Source organism: Citrobacter sp. Cpo040, assembly GCF_030332915.1.
GTDB lineage: Bacteria > Pseudomonadota > Gammaproteobacteria > Enterobacterales > Enterobacteriaceae > Citrobacter > Citrobacter portucalensis.
In genome coordinates this window covers 1-215 of sequence record NZ_JAOWGX010000005.1, presented here as the reverse complement: position 1 = coordinate 215, position 215 = coordinate 1, and the positions used below count along the sequence as shown (strand labels likewise).

Here is a 215-nt window from a genome sequence, read left to right as displayed (position 1 = left end):
GCCGAACTCAGAAGTGAAACGCCGTAGCGCCGATGGTAGTGTGGGGTCTCCCCATGCGAGAGTAGGGAACTGCCAGGCATTAATTAAAGTGAAGAAGCCCATCCTGCCGGATGGGCTTTTTTGCGTCTGTGTGGAATGAAAACCGCCGGATGCGGCGTGCCGCCTTATCCGGCCTGCAGGGGCCGGGCTGAACGTATTTTGTAGGCCTGATAAGC

1 rRNA gene is annotated in these 215 nt (G+C 57.2%); it reads left to right on the top strand.

Annotated features, from left to right (window positions below):
• Positions 1 to 78, top strand: a 5S ribosomal RNA gene (gene rrf / locus OGX86_RS22765); the annotation flags it as partial.
• Between the last annotated feature and the right edge of the window lie 137 nt (positions 79 to 215).